Source organism: Actinoplanes subtropicus (assembly GCF_000721705.1).
In the GTDB taxonomy this organism is placed as follows: domain Bacteria; phylum Actinomycetota; class Actinomycetes; order Mycobacteriales; family Micromonosporaceae; genus Actinoplanes; species Actinoplanes subtropicus.
Window position 1 is genome coordinate 167,457 of record NZ_JOJL01000027.1, and the last position, 23,337, is coordinate 190,793.

23 protein-coding genes and 2 pseudogenes are annotated in these 23,337 nt (G+C 71.9%); 10 read left to right on the forward strand and 15 right to left on the reverse strand.

The genetic code is table 11. From position 1 onward, the window contains the following. Positions 1-74: 74 nt before the first annotated feature. The 6 genes and pseudogenes from IH26_RS0134260 to IH26_RS64710 form a co-directional block, all read right to left on the reverse strand. Positions 75-1,460, reverse strand: a complete 1,386-nt coding sequence (locus IH26_RS0134260; protein WP_030440410.1) for a non-reducing end alpha-L-arabinofuranosidase family hydrolase — start codon at positions 1,458-1,460, stop codon at positions 75-77. A 286-nt stretch (positions 1,461-1,746) separates the two neighbouring features. Then, positions 1,747-2,022, reverse strand: a complete 276-nt coding sequence (locus IH26_RS0134265; protein WP_030440411.1) for a hypothetical protein — start codon at positions 2,020-2,022, stop codon at positions 1,747-1,749. 105 nt (positions 2,023-2,127) lie between these two features. Further along, positions 2,128-2,367 carry a hypothetical protein gene (locus IH26_RS0134270; RefSeq protein WP_157437529.1) on the reverse strand — a complete coding sequence of 80 codons (240 nt, stop codon included), beginning with the start codon at positions 2,365-2,367 and terminating at the stop codon, positions 2,128-2,130. 292 nt (positions 2,368-2,659) lie between these two features. Beyond that, a complete protein-coding gene (locus tag IH26_RS60265) occupies positions 2,660-2,881 on the reverse strand; it encodes a hypothetical protein (RefSeq protein ID WP_157437530.1) in 222 nt (73 codons plus the stop codon). 289 nt (positions 2,882-3,170) lie between these two features. Then, on the reverse strand, positions 3,171-3,683 hold the full coding sequence (locus IH26_RS56375; RefSeq protein WP_342668330.1) for a lipocalin family protein: 513 nt from the start codon (positions 3,681-3,683) through the stop codon (positions 3,171-3,173). Beyond that, positions 3,683-3,835 (reverse strand): annotated as a pseudogene (locus IH26_RS64710) (hypothetical protein); the annotation flags it as partial. The gene IH26_RS56375 and the pseudogene IH26_RS64710, both read right to left, overlap by 1 nt. Between IH26_RS64710 and IH26_RS61565 the strand changes: the two are divergent. Further along, entirely contained in the window at positions 3,762-4,127 is a 366-nt protein-coding gene (locus IH26_RS61565; protein WP_051809015.1) for a hypothetical protein, read from the forward strand. The pseudogene IH26_RS64710 and the gene IH26_RS61565 sit on opposite strands and share 74 nt — an antisense overlap. A 126-nt stretch (positions 4,128-4,253) precedes the next feature. Here IH26_RS61565 and IH26_RS0134285 read toward each other — a convergent pair whose 3' ends face one another. After that, positions 4,254-4,631 carry a TetR/AcrR family transcriptional regulator gene (locus IH26_RS0134285; RefSeq protein ID WP_157437532.1) on the reverse strand — a complete coding sequence of 126 codons (378 nt, stop codon included), beginning with the start codon at positions 4,629-4,631 and terminating at the stop codon, positions 4,254-4,256. Between the two features lie 126 nt (positions 4,632-4,757). On the opposite strand from IH26_RS0134285, the gene IH26_RS0134290 reads away from it, so the two are divergent. Further along, the gene (locus IH26_RS0134290; RefSeq protein ID WP_245665775.1) at positions 4,758-5,678 is read left to right on the forward strand and encodes a zinc-binding dehydrogenase; all 921 of its coding nucleotides are present in this window, start codon (positions 4,758-4,760) and stop codon (positions 5,676-5,678) included. Positions 5,679-5,994: 316 nt separating this feature from the next. Here the strand turns inward: IH26_RS0134290 and IH26_RS0134295 are convergent, their stop codons facing one another. From IH26_RS0134295 to IH26_RS0134310, 4 genes are all read right to left on the reverse strand, one after another. Then, positions 5,995-6,657: a response regulator gene (locus IH26_RS0134295; RefSeq protein ID WP_030440416.1), complete on the reverse strand. Its 663-nt coding sequence runs from the start codon at positions 6,655-6,657 to the stop codon at positions 5,995-5,997. After that, positions 6,654-7,772 carry a sensor histidine kinase gene (locus IH26_RS0134300; RefSeq protein ID WP_030440417.1) on the reverse strand — a complete coding sequence of 373 codons (1,119 nt, stop codon included), beginning with the start codon at positions 7,770-7,772 and terminating at the stop codon, positions 6,654-6,656. The genes IH26_RS0134295 and IH26_RS0134300 overlap by 4 nt, the downstream gene beginning before the upstream one ends. Positions 7,773-7,798: 26 nt before the next feature. Then, a complete protein-coding gene (locus tag IH26_RS60275; protein WP_063763779.1) occupies positions 7,799-8,626 on the reverse strand; it encodes a CPBP family intramembrane glutamic endopeptidase in 828 nt (275 codons plus the stop codon). 353 nt (positions 8,627-8,979) lie between these two features. Beyond that, the gene (locus tag IH26_RS0134310; RefSeq protein ID WP_211268801.1) at positions 8,980-9,510 is read right to left on the reverse strand and encodes a hypothetical protein; all 531 of its coding nucleotides are present in this window, start codon (positions 9,508-9,510) and stop codon (positions 8,980-8,982) included. A 371-nt stretch (positions 9,511-9,881) separates the two neighbouring features. Here IH26_RS0134310 and IH26_RS0134315 point away from each other — a divergent pair, with 371 nt between their 5' ends. The 3 genes from IH26_RS0134315 (at position 9,882) to IH26_RS0134325 (ending at position 11,337) form a co-directional block, all read left to right on the forward strand. Further along, a complete protein-coding gene (locus IH26_RS0134315) occupies positions 9,882-10,322 on the forward strand; it encodes a hypothetical protein (RefSeq protein WP_030440420.1) in 441 nt (146 codons plus the stop codon). Next, on the forward strand, positions 10,319-11,065 hold the full coding sequence (locus IH26_RS0134320; protein ID WP_030440421.1) for a hypothetical protein: 747 nt from the start codon (positions 10,319-10,321) through the stop codon (positions 11,063-11,065). Before IH26_RS0134315 ends, IH26_RS0134320 begins: the two co-directional genes overlap by 4 nt. Before the next feature lie 83 nt (positions 11,066-11,148). Beyond that, on the forward strand, positions 11,149-11,337 hold the full coding sequence (locus tag IH26_RS0134325; protein WP_051809019.1) for a hypothetical protein: 189 nt from the start codon (positions 11,149-11,151) through the stop codon (positions 11,335-11,337). Between the two features lie 2 nt (positions 11,338-11,339). Here IH26_RS0134325 and IH26_RS0134330 read toward each other — a convergent pair whose 3' ends face one another. Continuing rightward, the gene (locus IH26_RS0134330) at positions 11,340-11,765 is read right to left on the reverse strand and encodes a nuclear transport factor 2 family protein (protein ID WP_030440423.1); all 426 of its coding nucleotides are present in this window, start codon (positions 11,763-11,765) and stop codon (positions 11,340-11,342) included. An 89-nt stretch (positions 11,766-11,854) separates the two neighbouring features. On the opposite strand from IH26_RS0134330, the gene IH26_RS0134335 reads away from it, so the two are divergent. From IH26_RS0134335 to IH26_RS64715, 3 genes and pseudogenes are all read left to right on the forward strand, one after another. Next, positions 11,855-12,226 carry a YciI family protein gene (locus IH26_RS0134335; protein ID WP_030440424.1) on the forward strand — a complete coding sequence of 124 codons (372 nt, stop codon included), beginning with the start codon at positions 11,855-11,857 and terminating at the stop codon, positions 12,224-12,226. 2 nt (positions 12,227-12,228) lie between these two features. Continuing rightward, positions 12,229-13,398 carry an RNA polymerase sigma factor gene (locus tag IH26_RS0134340; RefSeq protein ID WP_034216572.1) on the forward strand — a complete coding sequence of 390 codons (1,170 nt, stop codon included), beginning with the start codon at positions 12,229-12,231 and terminating at the stop codon, positions 13,396-13,398. A gap of 10 nt (positions 13,399-13,408) precedes the next feature. Beyond that, a pseudogene (locus IH26_RS64715) lies at positions 13,409-14,137 on the forward strand (pyridoxal phosphate-dependent decarboxylase family protein); the annotation flags it as partial. A 186-nt stretch (positions 14,138-14,323) separates the two neighbouring features. On the opposite strand, the gene IH26_RS0134355 reads toward IH26_RS64715, so the two are convergent. Continuing rightward, a complete protein-coding gene (locus IH26_RS0134355; protein ID WP_030440426.1) occupies positions 14,324-15,637 on the reverse strand; it encodes a TIGR04013 family B12-binding domain/radical SAM domain-containing protein in 1,314 nt (437 codons plus the stop codon). A gap of 217 nt (positions 15,638-15,854) precedes the next feature. Between IH26_RS0134355 and IH26_RS0134360 the strand changes: the two genes are divergently transcribed. Further along, complete coding sequence (locus IH26_RS0134360; RefSeq protein WP_030440427.1) at positions 15,855-18,185, forward strand: LuxR C-terminal-related transcriptional regulator; 2,331 nt, start codon at positions 15,855-15,857, stop codon at positions 18,183-18,185. A 14-nt stretch (positions 18,186-18,199) separates the two neighbouring features. On the opposite strand, the gene IH26_RS56385 is transcribed toward IH26_RS0134360, so the two are convergent. Then, entirely contained in the window at positions 18,200-19,420 is a 1,221-nt protein-coding gene (locus IH26_RS56385) for a CHAT domain-containing protein (protein ID WP_084599289.1), read from the reverse strand. Beyond that, positions 19,420-20,964: a hypothetical protein gene (locus IH26_RS61570; protein ID WP_034216574.1), complete on the reverse strand. Its 1,545-nt coding sequence runs from the start codon at positions 20,962-20,964 to the stop codon at positions 19,420-19,422. The genes IH26_RS56385 and IH26_RS61570 overlap by 1 nt, the downstream gene beginning before the upstream one ends. 51 nt (positions 20,965-21,015) lie before the next feature. On the opposite strand from IH26_RS61570, the gene IH26_RS54345 reads away from it, so the two are divergent. Then, positions 21,016-23,328, forward strand: a complete 2,313-nt coding sequence (locus tag IH26_RS54345; protein ID WP_051809026.1) for a tetratricopeptide repeat protein — start codon at positions 21,016-21,018, stop codon at positions 23,326-23,328. Positions 23,329-23,337: the final 9 nt, after the last annotated feature.

Consider the following 23,337-nt stretch of genomic DNA (forward strand, 5'->3'; position numbering starts at 1 on the left):
CCGACGGCCCAGAGACGGTTTCGATAGCGAGCGACAGAAGGCGACAGCGACATGGCACGTCCGGTCCTTTCGCGTCAGCGCTGCAGGGTGAGCACGGCCGGCCGCCAGGGCAGCAGGTTGTAGCTGGTGCCGTCGGAACTGGGGCTGCGACCCTGGTAGAGCAACTGCAGGTTGCAGGGATCGATCGTCATGGTCTGGTCGGGGTTGTTGCGGACCAGGTCGCCGTGGCTGATGTCGTTGGTCCAGCTGGCGCCGCTGTTGGCCTTGCCCGCGAAGGGGTTGCTCTCGCTGGCGGCGTTCGGGGTCCACGAACCGCCCAGACTGGTCGCGGTGAACGAGCGGAAGTAGCGCCCGTTCGCGCCCATCGCCTCGACGATCATCAGGTACTGGTTCTGGCCCGCGACCTTGTACACCTGCACCGCTTCGAACAGGTTGGCGGTCGAGTCGCTCATCACCGTCGTGTAATTCGAGCCGAAGCTGCCCGGGAAGTTACCGATCGGCATGCTGGCCCGGTAGATGCTGCCGTTGTCGCCGGCGAAGAACAGGTACATGTTCTGGTCGTCGCCGATGAGCGTCTCGTCGATCGGGGCCGCGCCGCCGGAGAGGCTACCGGTGAACAGCGGCTGGTTCGACGACCAGCCGTTCGGATTGGTGGGGTCGCTCGCCGTCCGGTAGAAGAACGGCGTCGCACCCCACTGGGACGCGATCACCCAGATGTTCTTCGGCGCGAAGTAGAAAAGCGTCGGCGCCACGGTGCCGGAGGACATCCCGTTCTGACTGGCCGAGGCCATATCGGACCAGTTGGTGAACAGGCCGAAGTTCATCGAGCCGTACGAGCCCGCGGTGTCGGTCGTCGACGCGTAGACCAGATGCTTGCCGTTGTAGACCACGCTGGAGAAGTCCTTGAGCCCGACCCACCCCGACTTCGGGGCGGCCAGCGGACCGGTCGAAGTCCAGCGGTATGTCGACGGCAGAGTGCAGGTGCCGGGCGGGGTGGTCGGGGCCGTGGTGGGCGGCGTGGTCGGCCCGGTCGTCGGAGTGGTGCCGCCGGTGCACGCCACGCCGTTCAGGGCGAAACTTGTGGGCGCGGGGTTGCTGCCGGTCCATGAGCCGTTGAAACCGAACGACACCGCGCCGTTGGTCGGCACTGACGCGTTGTAGCTCATGTTCTTGGCCGTGACCGCGGAACCGCTCTGCGTCAACGACGTGTTCCACGCCTGGGTCACCGTTTGCCCGGCACCGAACGACCAGGTCAGCGTCCAACCGGTCAACGGATCACCCAGGTTGGTGATCGCCACGTTGGCGCCGAACCCGCCCTGCCACTGCGACGACACCGCATAGTCCACCGAACAGCCCGCGGTCGCCGCGTCGGCCGGCAACGCCACGACGACCGCCGCCGACGCCAGCCCCAAGACGCCGGCCAGCACCGCGCCGACATTGACCGCTCTGAATCTCGTCATCGCTGTTCTCCTGACCCGAACGGCCGCCTACGCATTGACCGGAGCGGATGGGAGCGCTCCCATAGAGCCTGTCATGTTGCCAGAATGCTGCTGCATGTTCAAGACGTCTTTCCGGGGAGACTCGAGGCCGCCGAGTCGGCAAGGAGCTCTTCCCTGACAACGCCGGTGCTGAATCGGCCGCAACGAGTTTTCATTGCCGGGTATTCGCATTATGGGAAGGCACGTGACATCACATCCACCGTGCCGGCCCGGGCTCGTCCCAGGTTCTGGTGACCCGGCCCCGTCGTCACGACGAGCCGAGCAGCTCGGCCACCGTCCGGACGGGCACCAGCGCGCCGGCCGCCGCCGCGAGCTTCTCGTCCATCGTCACCAGAGCCGCCGTCGAGCATCTTCCGCGCGGTGCGGACGTCGCTCGCTCCCGCCCGGACCGAGGCGTGGGCCTGCGGGAGTGCTTGTGCGAGCGCAGCAGCGCGGGAGCGATCAGCGCGTGCCCGGCCGGGACCGGCGACCGGTCGGTCACGAGCCGGACGGCCACCGGGACGTCGATGACGAACGTGGACATGGGCGCAGCCTTCCCAGGCGCCGGCCGGGCGAGGGCCGGTCAGCGTCGAGCCTCCTCCCCCGCGGCGGTGAGCCGTGCGCGATGTGATCACCGCCTCGGCCGCCGCTACGGTCGGCAGCAGGTCGGTCCCGGCTCGAGGTACACCGGCCGGATCCCGTTCATGCGCAGCCACATGTCGTGATTGAAGTAGTGCGGCTGCCGGGCGACCGTGCCGATGTGCTCGATCACCTCGGGCGCCGCCGGGTACCGCGGCGCCGCCTGAGCGAGATCGAGCAGGTCGCGCTTCCTTGCCCGGTACTCGAGGACTTCGTACGCCGCGCCGATGGGTGAGTCGATCTGCCGCACCACTGCGGGGTCAGCCGCACCACGCGCTCCTTACCACGCTGCCGGGATGGCGTTGGCGGCCACCCGGTCATTCGCGACGGTGACCCCTCAAGACAGCGGTCACGGGCCCGGGCCGCCCGTCCCCGATAAAGGGACAGGTACCGGACCTCGTTCGCCGCCCGCGGTTTTGTCGAACCCGCGGTGACCCGCGCGGTTCCGTGGGATCGGTTTCACGGTCGCGACCAACGGCCAATGGACGTTGCCATCGGTCTCCTGCAGTAGGTGACGTCGTGTCCGCCGGGCAGCGCCTGGATCAGCAGTTCACGGCCGGTGGCGCCGGTACCCCGAGAATGAGCAGTTCATGCGAAGTCTTCGACGTGGTCTTTCGGCGAACATGACCGGGTCGTCCGCAGCCGGGATGCCGTGCAGCCGCATGACCGTCGCGGGCTCGCCGCGGTCCGTCGGCGTCGGGCCGGAACAGCCGGCCGCGCAGGGTGACGCCTTCGGCGTCGATCTCGACATCATGCATGGTCATGGGTCGGCTCCCGGTTCTCAGTGGGACGTGATGGGGGTGTGGCGGTCCCGGAGTGCTTTGCGGGCGAGGTTGACCGGCCCGACGAGCCGGGCGAGGCGGATGGACCGGTCGAAGGTGGCCTTCCCGGGGCGAGCGCCAACCGGGTTCGGCGCCCGTAGCGGCGGCCGACCGCTCCGGCCGTGCTCTCGTCCCCACGGATGACGAACGCCTCCGGGCGTCGATCATGGGGTAGGTCATCATGACGCGGGTGCCGACGGGGAGGATCCCCGCCGGCACCGGTGGTGCGGGCCTACTTGACGGCGAATGCTTCGGCGTAGGTGTAGCCGGTGACGTGGTGGCCGCCGTAGGTTCCGGTGACCTTCGCGCTGCCTTCGTAGCGCGGGAAGGGGGCCAGCAGTTCCTGGTTGTCGGCGGTCACGGTGACGGTCAGTGTGGCGTGGCGGGCGGGGATCGTGACGGTCCAGCGGGTCGCGTACCGGTTACCGCTGACCGGGCTGGTCCAGAGGCTCGACGGGTCGTACGCCGTGGTGACCGTGGTGACGGTGTGGGTGCCGTCCGGGCTCAGGATGGTGGCGAAGGCGTTTCTGGTCTTGCCCCGCTGGTCCCACAGGCTGACCTTGTCGCCGTTGGACAGGTTGAGGTCCATCCACGTCCACGAGCTGGGCTGGGTTTGCCTGTCGGGCAGCGGCCCCCACTGCCGATCGAACCAGGACTCGCCGTGAACCCCGGCTGGGTGCGCCCGTCGAGGGTCAGAGTTCCGGTGGTGTCCACCGTGGGGATGCTGTATTCGTCGTTGCCGTATCGCGGGTCACCGAACATGGCGAAGTAGCCGGTTCCCCCGTTGTAGAGGACGTTGCCGCGCGGGCGCAGGGTGACGTCGATGGATCCCTCCGGCACCGTGGCGTGCAGGGTCATCTGGTTGATGTCGCCGGTCCAGGTGATGTTGCTGGCCATGGCCTCCGACGACTTCGCCCGGCGGTGGCGCGACGCCAACGCCGCCAACATCGAGCAACTCGCCGACCACCTGCGCGAGGCACGAGCCCACGGCTGCCTTCCCGGGCAGAACCCCCGCCTGGCCGCCGCCGCCCTGTCGGCGATGCTGGAACACGCCTGCCTGACCTGGGGCAACCCGGACTGGCGCCCACCACACCTACCCGACGACCCCGAACAGGCCATCGACGCCCTGACAGCCCTCGCGCTGGGCGGCATAGCGGGAAACGACGCGATCCCCTCGCAGCCACGGTGACAGCCCCACCAGCGCGCACCGGCAACCATGATCGACGAGCCGGCACCGCCTCCGTCCGCGCGACCGGAATCGCGACCGGAACGCCGGGCCGGGCGACGGGTGCCGACGGCGGAGTCGCTCGTCTTCTCACGTACGGCCGCGGAAGGTCGATGATCCTGGTGCGCCCACCGCTCTCACCGTCCCAGGAGCGCCATGATCGTGCGCCCGGACGCCGCCGCTGGCCAGCCCCAACCCGAAGCCGAGCCACGGGTCCTCGGCCGCGCAACCGGCCTCGACGATGCCCCGGCAGGCCCGCACCTCGTCGGCGAGCGCCGCCTCGACGAGCACCTGCTTCGTCGGAAAGCGGCGGTAGAGGGTCGCGGGACCCACTCCCGCGCGACGAGCGACCTGGCGCATGGTGACCCCGAGTCCGTGCTCGGCGAACAACGCGCGAGCCGAATCAAGAACTCGATCGCGGTTCTCCCGCGCGTCGGCGCGAAGCAGATGAGGCACTTGCTCGCTCATCCTTCTCACTTCCTCCAAGTGGACGCCAGCGTCCATTAGCGTCCCCGCCGTACGACGTCGGCGGTGCCGGAGACGGAAGTAGCGGTGCGAGCAGTGGCAATCCAAGCTTTCGGGGATCCCGGCGGCATGGCGACGATCGAGGTCCCCGCACCGCGGGCCGGCTCCGGGCAGGTGGTCATCGAGACCGAGGCGATCGGGGTCGGCGGGGTCGATGCCGTCATCCGCCGCGGGACCCTGGGCGGCTACGGGTTCACGACCGGACTGATTCCGGGCAGCGAGGTCGCAGGGCGGGTGACGGCGGTCGGCACTGATGTCGGCGAGTCTTGGCTGGGTCGCCGCGTGTGGGCGTTCACCGGAACCGGCGGCGGATACGCCGAGCAAGCCCTCGCCCGGATCGCCGACGTCGTCGCGCTCCCCCACGACCTGAGCTCCATCGACGCGGTGACTCTCGGAAGCGCGGCCCCCGTCGCACATTTCGCTCTCACCCACGCGCACTTCGCACCGGGTGAGTCCGTGCTGGTGCGCGGCGCATCGGGCAGCATCGGCATCGCGACCGTGCAGATCGCCGCACGCGGCGGGGCGGAAATGATCGCGGTGACGACGTCGTCGCCCGAGCGTGGGGGCCTGCTTCGTGGGCTCGGCGCGACCCACGTCCTCGACCGCTCCGGGGCGGGGGGTCCGACAACGCCGGAAACGTACGACGTCGTCATCGACATCGTCGGTGGACCCGACCTGCCGAGCTTCATCGACCGACTCGCTCCGAACGGGCGCACGGTGATCGTTGGCGTGGTGGCGGGGATGCCCCCGACGGACTTCGGCATGCGCCTGATCGCCGCGTTCCAGAAGTCCCGCTCGCTGGCCAAGTTCAGTCTCGATACTGTTCCGGTTGCCGCCAGGGACGCGGTCCGCCAGGAGCAGTTCGCCGCTGCCGCCAGCGGCGAGTCGCACGCGGTCGGGCACGCCGTGCTGCCGCTGAACCAAGCCGCCGAAGCGCATCGACAGATGGACGCCGGTGAAGTGTTCGGGCGTATCGTCCTCACGCCCTGACTCCTCAGCGGGGCGCGTATTCGGATCTTGTTCAGGACCGGTACGGGGCCGGGGTCAGCAACAGATTCGGGTCGGTGGCGGTGGTGTGTAGGCGGCGCTGAGCACATGACCCTGCGCGCCGCCCACGTCACCAGAGGAGACGCTGTGCAATCGGGGCTCCCGTAGAGACGGCGAGCCTGCGGGCGCGGACCACCAGCATGGGTTGTCGGCGGCTCAGGGTGGCGACCACCGACGAGCCGGGCTTCCACCGGCGGATCGGCAGCGGGTTGTCCGGCCGGTGGAAACGGCTGTCGAGGGGCCGATGACCGGGCTGACGTCAGTCGCCGGGCTGGACGAGGCCGATGCGGTAGGCGAAGACCACCGCCTGGACGCGGTCGCGCAGGTCGAGCTTCATCAGGATGCGGGAGACGTACGTCTTCACGGTCTCGCCGCCGATGACCAGGGTGGCCGCGATCTCGGGGTTGGACAGGCCGGTGGCGATCAGGCGGAGCACCTCGCGTTCGCGCGGGGTGAGGGCGTCGACCGCGGAGCCGGCGGTCGTGGCGGGGCGGATGCGGGTGGCGTAGCGGCCGATCAGTCGGCGGGTGACTGCCGGGGCCAGCAGTGCCTCGCCGCGGGCGACCGTGCGGACCGCGTCGATCAGCTGGGGTGGGTCGGCGTCCTTGAGCAGGAAGCCGCTCGCGCCGGCGCGGAGGGCGTCGTAGACGTGTTCGTCGACGTTGAACGTGGTCACGACCAGGACCTTGGCCGGGTCGGTGACGCCGGTGCCGGCCAGGGCGCGGGTCGCCTCGATGCCGTCCATGACCGGCATGCGGATGTCCATCACGACCACCTCCGGCTTGAGGCGGCGGGCCTGCTCGACGGCGGCCCGGCCGTCGGTGGCCTCGCCGACGACCGTGATGTCGGGCTGGGCGTCGAGGATGGTGACGAACCCGGTGCGGACGAGGGCCTGGTCGTCGCAGACCAGCACGGTGATCATGTGGCCTCCGCCGGGAGGTGGGCGGCGACGGTGAAGGCGCCGTCGCCGGCCGGGCCCGCGGTGAGCGAGCCGCCGAACAGCTCGACGCGTTCACGCAGGCCGGCCAGGCCACGGCCGGAGCCGGCGGCGGCGATGCGGGGCAGGCCCGGGGCGGTCGTCACCGAGATGTCGACGCTGGACGGGCGGTAGCCGAGCCGGACGACGGTGGGGCGGCCGGCGGCGTACTTCAGGGCGTTGGTGAGGGATTCCTGGACGACGCGGTACGCGGTGAGGTCTCGCCCGGTGCCCAGCGTCGCCGGCGGCGAGCCCTCCTCGATCAGCGCGACCGGCTGGCCCGCGGCCCGGGTGCGTTCGATGAGTTCGGGCAGCGCGGTCAGGCCGGGCAGCCGGTCGCGGGGAGCCTCGCGGGCCGGGTCGAGCACGCCGAGCAGGTCGCGCAGGTCGCCGAGGGCCCGCTTGCCGGTGTCCTTGATCGCGGTCAGGCTCTCGCGGGCCGGGTCGGGCGGCAGGAACTGCGCCGCGTTGGCCTGCACGACCATCGCTGTCACGTGGTGGGTGACCACGTCGTGCAGTTCGCGGGCGATGCGGGCCCGCTCGTCGGCCCGCGCCGCTTCGGCCTCGACGCGGCGCCGCATCTCGATGGTCGAGCGCATGGCCCGCACGTACGACCCGACGAGCCACGCGCCGGCGAGGGCGGCGTAGAAGGCCGCGTAGTCGGCGACCTGGTCGACCGAGCCGGCATGATGCAGCGCGACCGCCAGAGCGGCGAAACCGCCGGTGGCCGCGAGGGCGGTCCACCGGCGGGATCTCTTCTGGTACGCGGCCGCGCTGTAGATCGCGACGAGCAGGCCCAGGCTCGCGAACGTCGCGTACCCCCGCAGCTCCTGGACCGAGAAACCGGCCGCGACCACCGCCAGGGTGACCGCCGGCCGGGGCCGGCGCAGAGCCAGCGGGAGCGACTGGGCCAGCACGGCGAACGCGGCCAGCGCATCGACCGGCCGATGCGGGAGTTCGCCGAGCCGCGTCCCGTGGGTCGCCAGCGGCGGTACGAAGGCGATCAGCGCGAGGGCCACACCCAGCGCGGCATCGCGCACGAGCGGCGAACGAGGGGACACGGCAGCAGCGTATCGGCGCCGGGTGTTCAACGCGCCCGCGAAGCGCGACGCAGCAGCCAGGCCGAAGCGACCACCCCGACCAGGATCGCGAAGATGCTCGCCTCCGGCCCGAAACCGCCGCCGCTGATCAGGGCGGCCCCGTGCGGCTCGCCGACGACGAGACCGCCGTGGAACGCCGAGCCGGAGTCGGTCGAGCCGAACAGGCCCGACTCGGCGAAATTCCACCCCAGATGCAGGCCGATCGGCAGCCAGAGGCTACGGCTGACCGTGTACGCGGCGCCGAGCAGCACCCCCGCCTCCACCGCGATGGCCAGCGCGCCCCACAGCGTCGCCCCAGGGTTGAACAGGTGCAATGCCCCGAACAGCAGGCCAGAGACGGCAAGCGCGACCGCGGTGTTGGCCCACTGCTGGATGAGCCGGAACAGGACGCCCCGGAAGAGGAGTTCCTCGGTCACGGCGACTCCGCACATCACACCGAACGTGGCGATCGTGCCGCTCACCGAGCCCCAGCCGGCGATGCGGTAGCCGCCGAACAGGGCGATCAACGCGATCACGACGCCGAACAGCAGGATGCCGAGCCCGAAGCCGCGGAGCACGCCCCGCCGCGCATCGCCGAGCGCCAGCTCGTCGACCGGCCGTTGTTCCAGCCGGCCCACCAGGGCGCGGTAGGCGAGGAGGCCACCGGTCGCGACCACCGCGCCGACGAGGAGGCCGAGGACGGCATGCCCGGCGACGGCCGACTCGATCGGCCCGGCGATCACGATCAGCGCGAAGAACGCGACGAGCAGCACCAGCATGCGCACGCCCGCGGGCCGCAACCAGCGCGGCAGGCGGGAGAGGGAGGTCGAAGTCATGGGAGAAACGCTAGGGATCCGCCGCCCGGCAGTCGTCCCCGTCAGGTAAGCAGTCGCGATCCCCCACAGGGGGGATGACTCAGATCGGAAACGACCTCCCTGTTCTGCCGGGCGTCAGTGGCAGTGCTCCTCGATGCCGATGGAGGCCGATGGGCCGCCGGCTGCGAGTAGGTCAGCAAGCTCATGCGCCGAGCTTGGCCGCTCGGCCTGGCGGTCTCCGCCCTGTGGGCGCCGAGCGCGGCGACGCGCGCTGATCGAACTAGTCCAGAAAGCATCGGATAGGCCGTGGTGTCTTAGGGGTGCACGGGCTCCCGTCCGGGGCGCCTGGTGGTCGGCCATCCACTGCACTGCGTTCACCGCCGGGCGGAACCGCTCGGTCCGCCCGACTTGATCGCCCGGCGGACGTCGTCGGCGTACGCCTCAGGCTGTGCCCAGGCCGCGAAGTGGCCGCCGGTGTCGTGCTCGACGTAATCGCTGATGTTCAGGAACGCCTCGGCGTAGCTTCGCGGTTCCGGCTTGGTGTCGTCGGCGAACACCGAGAGCACGGTGGGCGTCTCCACCCGGGCGAGGACAACGGCCGGTTCGGTGTACGAGGTGAGGGAGGTGCCGATCGTCCCGGTGACCCAGTACGCGGTGATCCAGGTGAGCAGCTCGTCCACCGTGAACGCCGACTCGCCGGACCAGGAGTCGAGCTTCTCCACCAGCCACGCCGCCAGCCCGGCGGGTGAGTCGCCGAGGGCGACCGCGAGCGTGTTCGGCCGGGTCGACTGCTCGGCGATGTATCCGCCGTCGGTCCGGAACCACTGCGCCGCCCGGTCCAGGTAGGCGGCCGCGTCCGGTGCCAGCTGCGCCCGGTCGGCGCAGCGTCGCCGTGAGCAGGGCACTCCCCCGAGTCGCGGAGAGCAAGGCGACGGCCAGAACGCAGGCTGCGCGCAGACGACCTCCCGGAACGCAGCACCGCGCCCAGGCTGCGGCGTCAGCGGCCCGTGTCGGGCCGCCTTGAAGACGTACAGAAAAAGGTTGAACAGGAATTCGGCAGCCAATCCGGCAGCCGGTTGCCGACCGCCAGTTGAGCGCCTTGATCAGGAGCCGCACGGCAAATGCGCGGCAACAAGCTCGCCACGTAAGATGTCCGCGCAGGTCAGATGGCTTGGCTCTACCGATCTTCAAGACTGGTGTGACCGGCATCCGGGTCAGTCGGGTTCGATTCCCGTCCGCCTCCGCTGACCAGCACCGATGTGGGCGGGAAGGTGGCATGGCGATCGATCCGCGGCGGGTGGACAACGAGGTGCTGACCGAGGAGACCGATTTCGCCGACCTGGCCTACCGGGCGCTGATCGGCACCGCCGGCGGGTCGACCCGGGCCGACTGCTTCCCGCTGGACTGGGTCTTCCGCGCCTATCGGGAACTGGCCGGGTCACCCTATGCCGACCTGCTGGCGAGGGGCATGGCCGACTGCCTGACCGCGGACGATCCGTTCGTACGCGCTCAGGCCCTGATCTTCTTCGACGCGGAGCCGGAGGCGGCCGGCGGGGAGCGGATCGCGTCGCTCGACAGCAGCCACCGCGATCTCTTCGCGGGAGTGCCGGACCCGATGTCGCCGGGTCACGACCTGGGCGAGCGGCTCGCCTGGGTGGCCGCCGTCCGAGCCCGGCGCGGGGCCGGCCGGGACGCGGAACCGGGAGCGGCGCCATGAGTGGCGAACTGGCGCAGAGCATGGCCATCGCGGCGTTCGGCACGATGTGGCTGGCGGGTTCGCGCGGTGACCTGCAACGCCTCCCCCAGCTCGCGGATCTGGTCGCCTTCGACTCGGTGGCGGGCGTCGAACCGTGGCTGGAGGGCCTGGCCGCCGACGGGGTGGAGCGGCTGTGGCTGGCCGTCCCGGGCCTCGGGATCACGGGCTCGCCGTACGGGCCGGTCGCGCCGGTGAGTGCGGGTTTCCTGGGTGGCCTTCCGGCCGGGCTGGTGAGCACCGGCACGGCCGGCCGCCACCGGTGGCGAGGACAGTGGAGTCCCGCCACCCGGGCCGGCGACGGCGCCCAGATCCTGGTGGTCAACTACCTGTCCGAGCCGGTGGCGGTCGCCCCGGCACGGATCGGCACCGGCGAGGCCCGCGCTGGCCTGGACGAGGCGCTCGACCGGGCCGCCCGCTTCGCCGACCGCCACGAGCTGCCGGAGTGGGCGCGGTTGTTCGCCGAGGCTCGCCGGCCGCCGGAGGCGCGCCGTCGTGACCTGTTCCCCGCGTCGTGGCCCGATCCCGACGGCCCCGCGCTGGCCGCGACGGCGATGGCGGCCTGGGTGTTCGGGGGCATGGGGTCGTGGAACGACCTCGGGTTCGCCGACGGCGAGGCACAGCGGGAGTACGAACAGATCAGCCGCGACCTCCTCGAGACCGTCCTGCGGGCCTGCATCGCGGCCGTCAACATCGACCTCCGATGAGCCGGCCGCTCTCCCCCGGCCGGAAATGAGCCGGCCGCTCTCCCCCGGCCGGAAATGAGCCGGCCGCTCTCCCCCGGCCGGAAATGAGCCGGTGCGGGCATCCGACCCGCGCCGACCGGATGGTCAAGGGGTTCGGGCGGGAGTGCGCCGCCCAGTTGGGGCTGGTCGGCCGGACGGTCGACATCGAGCACGAGGGGCCCGACCTGTTCGACGTCCTCGACGACCTGACGGACGACGCCTGCGACGGCGCCGACCGGCCGGCCGACCGCTGAGCTCAGGGCTCCAGGTCGACCGCCGCCTTCAGCGAGCCGTCCATGGAGAACGGGACCGAATCGTGCTCGTGCACCACCAGCCAGCGGCCGTCGATCCGGCGCAGGCCGAGCGTCGCGCGGTACCAGAGCGTGAACGGCGAAGTGGCGCCGCGCGGAGTCGCCGTCATCGAGTCGAGGCTGGTCGCGAAGGCCACGTCGCCGTCGGCGGTGATCTCGAGCCGGGTCACCGTGCGCTGCGGCGGGGCCTCGAAGCCCTTCAGCCACGCCTCGAGGCCCGACGGGTCGTGCCCGTGCGGGTCGCTGACCAGCGGCGGGGCGAGGGTGTAGGCGACCACCGACGGCGCGTTGTACTGCTGCATGCCGGCCACGTCGCCGGCCGACAGGCGCTCGGCGCGGGCCAGGATCACGTCCCTGATCTGCTCGTTCATCTCGTTCTCCTTCTTGAATCAAGAAACTTCCGCGGGTACGTCGAAGCCACCGGCCCGGTTTCGACATCCTGGTGAGCGAAGGAGTGAGCATGAAATATCTGATCCTGATCCAGTCGAACCCGCGCAGCCTGGCCGCCTGGGAGAAGATGTCCGACGACGAGCGGATGGCGTTCGGGCGCGATCACCGGCGGCTGTCCGAGCGGATGGCCGACGAGGGGGTGCTGGTGGTCTCCGAGGGGCTGGCCGACCACTCCCTGTCCAAGTGGGTCTCGGTGCGGGACGGCGGCACGATCAGCTCGGACGGGCCGTACGCCGAGGTCAAGGAGCATCTGGCCGGGTTCTACCTGATCGACACGCCGAGTCTGGACGAGGCGATCGCGTGGGCGGCCCGGGTGCCGGACGCCAGGTACACCGAGGTCGAGGTGCGGCCGGTGCTCGACATGAGCGGCTGGGAGTTCTGACCGTGGTCGAGGACCTGCTGCGGACCTCGGCGCCGCAGGTCCTGGCCGCGGTCGCCCGGCGTTACGGCGACTTCGACGCGGCCGAGGACGCGGTGCAGGAGGCTCTCTTTGCGGCCAGCCGGCAGTGGCCGGCGGACGGAATTCCCGACAACCCGGTCGCCTGGCTGATCCGGGTGGCCTCCCGCCGGCTCATCGAGATCGTCCGCAACGAGCGGGCCCGGCGCCGCCGTGAGGAGTCTCTACTTCAAGATCCCATTGCTTGCGTACGGGGTGACGACGAGCTGACGCTGCTGCTGCTCTGTTGCCATCCGGCCCTGACGCCGCCCGCCCAGGTGGCCCTCACGCTGCGCGCGGTCGGCGGGCTCAGCACCGCGGAGATCGCCCGGGCGCTGCTGATCCCGGAGAAGACGGTCGGCCAGCGGATCAGCCGGGCGAAGCAGCGCCTGCGGGACGTGGGCGCGAAGTTCACGCTGCCCGGTGACCTGGAAGCGCGGCTCCCCGGCGTACGGCAAACCCTGTATTTGATCTTCAATGAGGGGTCGACGGCGAGCTCGGGATCGGCGTTGCACCGGGTGGAGTTGAGCGCGGAGGCGATCCGGCTGACCCGGCAGTTGCGGGCGTTGCGACCCGAGGACGGCGAGGTGGCCGGGCTGCTGGCGCTGATGCTGCTCACCGATGCGCGGCGGCCGGCCCGGACGCGGGAGGACGGGGCGCTGGTGCCGCTCGCGGAGCAGGACCGTGCGCTGTGGGACCGGGACTTCATCGCCGAGGGCGTCGCGCTCATCACCGACGCGCTGCGGCGGTACGCGGTCGGGCCGTTCCAGGTGCAGGCGGCGATCGCGGCGGTGCACGACGAGGCGCCGAGCGCGGCCGAGACGGACTGGCCGCAGATTCTCGAGCTGTATCGGCTGCTGGCGGCGCTGGCGCCGGGGCCGATGGTGACGCTGAACCGGATCGTGGCGCTGGCCGAGGTGGACGGACCGGCGGCCGGGTTGCGGGCCCTCGACGCGGCGGAGCTCGATCACTACCGGGTGGCGGCGGTCCGGGCGCATCTGCTGGAACGCGCCGGCGATCTCGGGGCGGCCCGGGAGGAGTACCGGCGGGCGGCGCGGCTGACCCTGAGCCTGCCGGAACGTCGATACCTGGAGGCGCGGGTGGCCCGCCTGGCGTAAACCTCTTGGTATGCCGGAGTGGAAAGAAGTCCTCGACGAGGCCAGCCAGTATGCGATCCGTTATCTCGACGGGCTGCCGTCGCGGCCGGTCGGCAGCAGCGCCACGCTTTCGTCGCTGCGGGCGGATCTCGACCTGCCGCTGCCCGTGCACGGCACCGACCCCCGTTCCGTGGTCGCGGATCTGGCGCGGTTCGCCGATCCGGGCATGGTGGCGTCGTCGAGCGGGCGGTTCTTCGGGTTCGTGATCGGCGGTGCGACGCCGGCGGCGCTGGCGGCCGACTGGCTGACCTCGGTGTGGGACCAGAACGCGGGGCTGTACGTGATCGGGCCGGCGGCCGCGGTCGTCGAGGACGTCGCGGCGCGGTGGCTCGCGTCGCTGCTGGGTCTGCCCGCGGGCGTCTCGTGCGGGTTCGTGACCGGCGCGCAGATGGCCAACTTCACCGGGCTGGCGATCGGGACGCAGGTGGTGCTCGGCCGGGCGGGGTGGAACGTCGCGGTCGACGGGCTGTGGGGCGCGCCCCGGGTGCGGGTGCTCGCCGGGCGCGGGCGGCACGGGACGATCGACCGGGCGCTGCGGTTCCTCGGGATGGGTACCGGCTCGATCGTCGAGGTCGAGGCGGACGGCCAGGGGCGGATGCTGCCCTCGGCGTTGCGGGCGGCGCTGGCCGCGGAGAGCGGGCCGGCGATCGTGTGCGCGCAGGCCGGGAACGTGAACAGCGGCGCGTTCGACCCGGTCGGCGAGATCTGCGACCTGGCCCACGCCGCGGGCGCCTGGGTGCACGTCGACGGGGCGTTCGGCCTCTGGGCGGTGCTGGATGAGCGGCACCACGTGGCGCGGGCAGGCGGCGATGCGCATCTCGGTGTCCAACTGGTCGACGACGCCGTCCGACGTGGACCGCTCGGTCGAGGCGATCCTGCGCTGCCTCTAATGCTCGACCGTCGGCAGGATCGTGCGGCTGCGGCCGGGTCGCGGGTACGCCTCGGCGGCGGCCGCCAGCCGTACAGCATGATCGCGCTGTTTCTGCCAATGCCCGTAGAGCGCGCCCCGCCGCGACAGCCGGTCGGCCTCGCTGATCGTCTCGGGGTCGACATCGCCGGGCGGCGCGTCCCGCCAGGGCGTGCCCGGCAGCGGCATGAAGGTGTGCGCGTGGATCCGCGCGCCCAGATCCGCCAGCTCACGGGCGAGCCCGAGCGACGCGTCCACGTCCGCCCGCCCCTCCCCCGGCATCCCGAAGATCATGTCCACGTTGATCTGGAAGCCCTCCTCGACTCCCAGCCGCACCGCCCGCCTGACCTCCTCGACACCGTGGCCCCGCTTGGCCGCGTCCAGCACCCGATCGGACCCGGACTGGGCACCGACTATGATGTTGGTGTTCGCGCAGTAGCGTCTGACCAGCTTCAGGGCTTCGCGGCTGACGTGCTCGGGGCGGATCTCGCTGGGAAAGCTGCCGAAGAAGACGCGCCCGTCCGGGCCGATCCCCTCCTTGCAACTGGCCAGCAGCTCCTCGACGGCGGCGAGGTCGGGCTCGTCGGTCTGGCTGCCGTAGGACATGGCCGTCGGGGTGATGAAGCGGACGTCGCGCAGGCCGCGGGCCCGCATCTGGTCGACGTGCCAGCGCACGTTGCCGACGCTGCGATGCCGGAACCGCGCCGAGAACATGAACGGCGTCTGGCAGAAGCGGCAGGCGTAAATGCAGCCGCGCGTGATTTCGAGCGCGTTGAATTTTCCCCACTTCAGCGCGAAGCCCGGGAAGTCGTCGAGTGGGCGTTGCCTGGCCTTCCCGGTCTTGACGATTTGGCCGGATTTATCGCGATAAGTTAGGCCAGTGATGCCGGTCGGGTCGCCTTTCGCGTCGACGAGGCTGAGCAGGGTGGACTCGCCCTCGCCGACCGCCGCGACGTCCCAGCCCGCGTCGAGAGTCTGCACCGGCTCGGCAGTGGCATGCACTCCCCCGGCGATGTGCGTGACGTCGGGCCCGTCGGCGAGTTCCCTGATCTGCTCGAGCTCGCCCGCCATCGCCGCCGCGTCGGGCGAATAGAAAGACCACAACACCAGCGTGCGTACGCCGTCAGCCAGCCCGGCGCGGATGTGCTCGGCCGTCGCCTCAGGAGTCTCGCCGAACCGGACCTCGTACCGGGTGGCCGTCTCGTGCTGCCCCAACGCGCCCAGCAGCACGTGGAAGCCGTACGTCACCGCCTTGCGGTAACGCAGCACCAGGACCAGGTCCAGATCGCTCATGCCGCGATTTTGCCAGCCCGCACACGGAGCCGGCAGCGGGCCGCCACGGGAGGCAACCGGCCGCCACGAACGACCAAACGGTGTGGTCCTTCGTGGTGATCCCCGTACCGGTTGCTGGTCCCCACCACGCAGTGTCCATGTGATCTCCGCGGGGAACATCGCGTCTACGCGGTAGTCGCGTCACTCGTAACTACCGCGTTTGCGGTAGCCTGCCCCGATGGCCGGCCCGAATCATGAGGTTTCCTCGGATCCTGCCCCGTTCGTGGGACGCGACGACCTGCTGTCCACCGCGCAGCGCATGCTGGACGAGCTCAACGCGCGGCTGCTGACGCTGACCGGTCCGGGGGGCGTGGGCAAGACCCGCATGGCGGAAAAGCTCGCCGCCCTGCAGCCGAAACGGTCCTGGGTCGTGGACCTGCGGCCGCTGGCGGGCCAGTCGGAGGTGACCGCCGACCGCCTCATCGGGCATCTGGCGCTCACGATGGACATCCGGCGCAACGGGCCGGTGACCCTCGACGTGGTCCGCGACCACCTCGGCGGCCGCCCGGCGCTGGTGGTGCTGGACAACTGCGATCAGTTCCTCGACGCGGCCCGCGCGTTCGTCCCGGCGCTGTTGTCGGCGGTGCCGGGCCTGCGGATCGTCGCCACCTCCCGCGAGGATCTGGACCTGGAGGCCGAGCACCTGCTGCGCGTGCAGCCGCTCGAGCTCAAGCACGCGGTGGCGCTGTTCGTCGAGCACGCCAGGAAGGGTGGCGTCGAACCGGCCGAGCTGGCGAACGCCGCGGCGGTGGAGGAGCTCTGCGAGAAGGGTGACCGGCTGCCGCTGGCTCTGCGGCTGCTCGCGGTCAAGGTTGCCCGCGGCATGTCCGTGACCGACCTCATCGCGCTGCTGGCCGACGACCGGTTCGGCACGCTGTCCGGCCTGGCCGCCGTCGTGGCGGTCAGCTACGACCAGTGCAGCCCGGAGGAACAACTGGTGTGGCAGCGCCTCGGGGTGTTCGCCGGCGCCTTCGACCCGCACACCGCGACGGCCGTGGCCGGGGGCGCCGGGGTCGAGCCCGCCCGGGTCCGGCACGTGATCACCGAGCTGGTGGGCAAGTCCGTCATCAGTGTGGAGCGGGCAGGGGGTGCGACCCGCTACCGCATGCTCGACACGCTGCGCGATTACGGGCTGCGTGAGCTGCGCGACGATGCGCGACGGGTGCGAGACCTGCACCGGGACCACTTCGCGCGGGGCGTCGAGGCCGCCGCGCTGGAGTGGTTCGGCCCGCACGAGATCAAGATCATGACGGACCTGTACGGGCAGCTGGAGGACATCCTCGCGGCCGTCGACCACTCGCTGGCGGTGGGCGACACGGTCGCCGCGGCCGCGCTGGCCCTGGCCCTCATCCGCACGAGGGCACCGCACTTCTTCGGCTTCCTCGATCTGATGGCGCAGACGTTGAAACGCGCCGTCGCCGCCTTCGAGCAGGCCGGCGAGACGGTCCGCGAGGAGCATTTCGCGGCGCTGGCCACGACCGCCGCGGCGCACGGGTGGGTGCTGGCCACGCAGGGCCGGGCCGCCGAAGCCCGGGCGATGGCCGCCCTCGCCGAGGCCCAGTTCACCGGCCGCGGCCTGGAGATTCCCGCGGAGCTCCGGTACCCCCTCGGCGCCATCGAGGCCCTCGCCTCGGGCGACCCGAAGGCGATCGACATGCTGGCCCGGGCGCGCGCGGCGTTCGCCCGGGCCGGCGTCCGGAGCGACGGGCACATGGCGGCCATGATGGAATCGCTGGCCGCGAGCTTCGCCACGATCGAGGCTCTCGCCGCCGGTGATCCGGCGGCCGCGGAGATGGCGGCCCGGGCCCGGACCATCGCCAAGGGGTACCGCGCCGAGGCCGAGGAATCCCAAGGCCCCTGGTCCATCGCGTGGGGGGTCTGGGCCGACGCGCTGGCCGCGCACCTGGAGGATCGCGAGGAAGCCGTCGCGCTCGCGCACGACTGCCTCGGCCGGGAGGAGGAGCTGGGCGACGGATGGGGCGGGCTCTGGGCGGCCGCGCTCACCGCGGGTATCTACGCGGCCCAGCTCGCCGGCGTCACCGACCCTCGCGAGCGGGCTGCCGCCGCGCGCCTGGCGGCGCGGCTGCTCGGCGAGGCCGACCGGCGGCGCGACGTCATGGGCATCGTCGGGAAGGGCCTGGGCCCGCTGCACCGGTTCCGGGCGCAGGCTCAGGACCAGATCCGCGCCGTCCTCGATCCCGCGGAGTACGCCAAGTACTACGAGGCCGGGCGGCGCAAGCATGGCGAGGCGACGAGACTCGCGCTGGGCAAGCCGGTGTCGGCCCGGCCGCGGAAGCGTTCCACCCGCGGTGAGCTGACCTCCCGCGAGCGCGACGTGCTCGAGCTGGTCGCGCGCGGGCTGACCAATGCCGAGATCGGCGCCGACCTGCATCTGTCCCCGGCGACGGTGGGCACCCACCTCAAGAACGCGTCGGCCAAGATCGGCGTGCACAACCGGACCGCGGCCGCCTACTGGTACACCACCAACCTGGCCGGTGAAAGGGCGTAGCCGCTCTCGGTGCCTCACGGTCCGGTGTGTGCGAACGGTGTCCACATGCTGGGCCGATCGGGGTGGGCGGTGCGCAGCCGGCGGACCGCGTGGTGCAGCGCCCGCGCCGCCGGCCGGGCGTCCGGCACGCCGTCGCGCACCAGCGCCGTGTAGACGTCGCGCGCGATCTCCGCGGCCTGCTCGTCCCACACCGACCACAGGGTGGCGATGACGTGCCGGTATCCGGTGTAGTGCAACGCCGCGGCCAGCGTGATCGCCTCGTCCGGCAGGCGCCGGCCGCCCACCGCCGTCTTGCACCCGGACAGATACGCAAACTCCCCTCGGTACTGCCGCGAGCCGAGGTCGGTGACGGTGAGCGGACCGTCGTGCAGAAGCAGGCCGCCGCGCGACGGGTCGGCCAGGTTCTGCTCGCCGTGGCAGGCGAAGTGGACCCAGTCGTGCTCGGACAAGGCGCGCAGGACGGCGTCGCGGGTGGCTTGCCGCCCGACCAGCCGGGTGGGGGTCTCGGTGAAGTGGTGTCCGATCAGTTCTTCCTCGACCCGCACGTTCGGCAGGTCGGCCTGCCCCGGTGTGGCCGGCATGCCGACGAACAGCATCCGGCCTGATCCGGCCGTGTGCTGCCGGGCTTCGCGCAGAGCCCGCAGGGTCGGCGTGTACGACGACACGACCCGATCGAGGACTGCGGCGCCCGGCGTCCGGTGATCACCGGCCGCATGAATCGGCAGCAGCGTCAGCAGCCCCGTCGGGCACCACCAGACGCGCGGCCAGGGCTCTCCCGGAACGGGCGGCGCCGCATGGCCGAGGTGGTCCAGGAGCTCGCGGGCGAACGCCTCCCACATCCACCGCAGACAGTCGTCGAGCGGCCCCTCGACGCGCGCCTCGTCCCCGGCCGGCGCCAGGTCACGCCGGCCTTCGCCGCGTTCGGTCGCCCGCTGCCGGGCGCCTACCGCCGTCAAATACGCCTGCGCCTGCGCGGCGACACCCTCGCTGGTGAGGTGCCGCAGTTCGACGACCTCCACCCCGGACGTACGGACGATGAGCGCGTCGCAGCGCCAGCGGCTGACGTTCAGGATGACCACCGGCCCGCCCGCGGCCGCCGGCAGCAACGTCTCCAGCCGCGGAGGCCGCAGGAAGTCCGCGAATCCCGGCAGGCCACGGACCTGGTCGACGAGCTGGTCCCATTCGCGGGCCAGCGCCATGCGCCGATCGGCGTCAGGGGTGTTCCGGGGCCGCATCACTCACTCTCCGCCGTGGGTCGCTCGAACCAGCCGCGTATCTCGTCGAGGCGCTCGGCCGCCGCCGGCGAGGCCGTCCGCAACCGGGCCAGGTCGGTGCGCCGGTTCAGTTGGTGCGACCAGAGGACCGCGCGGCCGGCCTCCAGCAGCTCCACGGCCAGGCCCGCCTCCGCGGCCCGCACCGCCGTCGCGGCCGCGTCGGTCGCCGGGGGCGCCTCGGCGAGCCGCGCCTCGCGAGCCGCCCGGCGAAGTCCGGGCCAGGCCGCCGTCGGCAGCAACTCGACCGCGCGGCGGTAGCCGAGCAGTGCGTCGCCGGTCCAGCCGGCTTCCGCGGCGAGCTCGCCGAGCGCGACGGCGGCGCGCAGGGCGTTGTGCATCGACAGCGTAGGCACCCGCTGCCGGACCGCGGTGACCAGCAGTTTCCGTGCCTCGGCGCGTCGCCGTCCGTCGTCCGGGCCGCGCCGGAGCAGTTCGGCCAGCTCACAGCTCAGCGCGTCGGCCAGCGGGTGACCGGGCCCGGCCAGGGCGAGCCCCTCCCGGACCGCCGCCTCTCCGCGATCGAGGGCCGCCCCGTCTCCGGTCACGTCGTACCAGCGCCGCGCCATCAGGCCGACGCGTTGCAGCAACATCGGGCGGCCGGGGCCACCGGCGGCCAGGGCCTGCCCGGCGAGCTCCCGGGCCCGCCGCAGGTCGCCGAGGTCGCCGCCGGCCAGGTGCCGCATGAGCAACGCCATCGACAGCGTGCTCAGCCGGCCGGCGTGATCGACGTTGTCCGCCGGGTCGTCGCCCAGCGCGTCCTCGGCCACCTCGACCGCCTCGGTGAGCATTGCCGGTTCGCCGGTGACCCGCAGCACCTGGCTCAGTTCGCTCGCGTAGATCGCCCGGTACGGGTCGACCCGCGACAGCGTGGCCAGCGCCTCCCGGCCGGCGGTGATCGCTCCGTTCAGGTCCTCCGGGTCGCCGGTGTACTGATAGCGGGCGCCGAGCGCACCGATGAGCGCGCCGAGCCGCTGGCCCCGGTGCAGCGGTCCGCGTGCCGGTTCGCGGGCGTCGCGCAGGGCGGCCAGCAGGTCGCCGGTGTCGGCGGTCGCCTCATAGCGGGCGAGCAGCGCCAAGGCCCGGTTGGTGATCCCGGGCGCGGGGTCGTCGCCGTGGCGAACGGCCTCGGAGGCGGCCTCGATCGCCTCGTCCAGGTCGGCGGGGTCGCCGTACCGGAGGAACCGGGACCGCAGGACGGCCGAAAGATCACTCCCGAAGCTCGCCCGTTCCTCGGCCTGCACGCCCGGCGAGGCGATCGCCTCCCGCAGACGCCCGACGGCCGCGTCGAGATCGGCGGCGGCGGATGTCTGCTCGTAACGCCAGATCAGGCCGTTGCTGAGCGCGGCGAGCACGAGCGGCCGGTCGGGATGGCCGGGCGGCAGGCGGGCGGCGGAGCGCTCCAGGTGGCTGATCGCCCGGTCGAGGCTGGGGCGGTGGTGGCGCAGCCGGAAGCGCGCCAGGCGGATCGTGCCACGCAGCGAGTAGAGCTGGCCGAGAACGCTCACACCTCAATCTGGCGGACAGGGATGACGAGCCGGACCCGCTATCCTTTTTGGATGGGCGTGACGGCCGATCACGACGAGATGAGCCACGGTTACGGCGACTTCTCGGCGAGGCTGCGGGCGGCCCGTTCGCAGGCCGGCCTGTCCCAGGAGGAGCTGGCCGAGCGTTCCGGGCTGAGTGTCCGCGCGATCGGCAACCTGGAACGCGGCCGGATCCGCCGGCCGTTCCTGGACACCGTGAACCGGCTGGCCGATTCGCTGGGCCTGAGCGCGACGACCCGGGCCGACTTCGTCGTAGCCGCGGGTCATCGGCCCGCCGCCCCGGCGACCCGCGCAGACGTGGCGACCGGACCGGCCACCGTGCCGCGCCAACTGCCGGCGGCGATACCCGACTTCACCGGCCGGTCGGACAGCCTGGAGGTGCTCACCAAGCGGTGGGAGGACGCGCGAGCCGCGGGCGGCACCATGATCATCTCGGTCATCGACGGACCGCCGGGGGTGGGCAAGACCGCCCTGGCCGTCGTCTGGGCACACCAGGTGGCCGGCGCGTTTCCGGACGGCCAGCTCTACCTCAACCTGCGCGGCTTCGATCCGTCCGGCAAAATGGTGCCGCCCGAGTCGGCCGTCCGCGCCTTCCTGGATGCGCTCGGTGTGCCGGCCGAGCGCATTCCTTCCCGGCCCGAGTCGCAGGCCGCGCAGTACCGGAGCCTGCTGGCCGACAAGCGAATGCTGATCGTGCTGGACAACGCGCGCAACGCCGAGCAGGTCCGGCCGCTCCTGCCCGGAGGGTCCGGCTGCATGGTGGTGGTGACCAGCCGGGTCCGGCTCGCCGGCCTGGCCGCCGCGGAGGGCGCGGGGCTGCTCACCCTGGACGTGCTGTCCGCTCACGAAGCGGGCGCCCTGCTCACCAGCCGCCTCGGGCCGGCCCGGTCGGCGGCCGAGCCGGGCGCGGTGGCCGAGCTGGCCCGGCTGTGCGGGCGACTTCCGCTGGCGCTGAGCGTCGCCGCGGCACTGGCCATGTCCCGGCCCCGGGTCCCGCTGGCCACGGTGGCGGCGGAACTGGCCACGGCCGGCCGGCTGAGCGCATTGGACACCGGCGACCCGGCAACGAACGTCCGGACCGTCTTCTCCTGGTCCTGCCGGAACCTCGACGAACCGGCCGCGAGGATGTTCCGGCTCCTCGGCGTCCATCCCGGCCCCGACATCACCGTGCCGGCCGCCGCCGCACTGATGCAAGTCCCGGCGCCACACGCGAGCGCCGCGCTGGCCGCGCTGGCCATGGCCAATTTGATCGAAGAGCTCACACCCCACCGGTACACGGCACACGACTTGCTGCATGCGTACGCCGTCGAACAGGCCGCCGAGCTCGAGCCCGCGGCGGCCCGGAGCGCCGCACTTCACCGCGTTCTCGACTATTACCTGCACACCAGCCATGACGCCGCACTACTGCTCAACCCGTCCGGGGAACCGGTGAACCTGGGCGCACCGCAGCCCGGAGTCACGCCGGAACGGATATCCGACAAAGAGCACGCGCTGGCCTGGTTCGACGCCGAGCACCGGGTCTTGATCGCCGCCGTGGCCGCCGCGGCCGAGGCCGGCTTCGACGCGTGCGCCTGGCAGCTGGCCTGGGCGCTGGACACCTTCCTGGACTGGCGCGGCTTCTGGCAGGAATGGGCCGCCACGCAGCGCATCGCGCTGGCCGCGGCAACGCGTCTGGGCGACCTGGCCGGCCAGGCCACGGCCGGCCGTCTGCTCGGGCACAGCTGGGCCCGGCTCGGCGACTACGACAAGTCCCGGGCTCAGCTCACGGAAAGCCTCCGGCTGTACGAGCTGCTGGGCGACCAGGTCGGCCAGGGCCGCATACACCAGACACTCGGCTGGCTGGCCGAGCGGCAGGGCCGGAACACCGATGCCCTCGGTCACGCCGAACAAGCTCTCGTCCTGTACCAGGCCACCGGGGACAAGGATCGGCTGGCCGCGGCACTGAACAACGTCGGCTGGTGCCACGCCCTGCTCGGCAGCTACCAGCGGTCCCGGGAGTTCACCAAGCAGGCGCTGGAGGCGTACCGGGAAATTGGGCACCTGCCCGGCGAGGCCAACATCTGGGACAGTCTCGGCAACGCCGAGCACAACCTCGGGAACCTCGCCGCGGCCAAGGAATGCTACCGAAACGCCCTGGCCATCGTCACCGCGCTCGGCGACCGCTACCACCAGGCGGAGTACCTCACCCACCTCGGCGAGGTGCAGCACACCGCCAGGGAACAGGCCGAGGCCCGGGACTCCTGGCAGGACGCCCTGGCCATCCTGGAGGAACTGGACCACCCCGACGCGATCTCGGTCCGGGAAAGGCTGACGATGCGCGCGTGAGGCGGGTCC